Source organism: Citrobacter sp. VF227 (assembly GCF_052950715.1).
In genome coordinates this window covers 1-255 of record NZ_JBRFVF010000735.1, presented here as the reverse complement: position 1 = coordinate 255, position 255 = coordinate 1, and the positions used below count along the sequence as shown (strand labels likewise).

Annotated in this window: 1 protein-coding gene; it reads right to left on the bottom strand. The window is 45.5% G+C overall.

Annotated elements, in window-relative coordinates:
• A partial coding sequence (locus tag ACU8YC_RS28790; protein ID WP_446896485.1) for a hypothetical protein occupies nt 1-243 on the bottom strand: 243 nt, incomplete at its 3' end.
• Nucleotides 244-255 lie beyond the last annotated feature (12 nt).

Below are 255 nucleotides of genomic sequence, written 5' to 3'. Positions count from 1 at the left end.
AATCACCTTTCTTCGGGGCGGCATGGCGTTAAGCAGTAATCTGGCATTGATCACATCCATATCATCATGGCCATGCATTAAATAAACCACGGACTCCTGCCAGTGATGAACGCACCACTCTTCAAGATTGATGCGGTCTCCGGGAATGGCGTCGATATGACGCCTTAATTCATCCCAGGCATAATCCTTTGAAATACTGAGATTGATTTGCGGGTTAACCGTCACTGCATTCGCATTAAACATAAGAGAAAACAG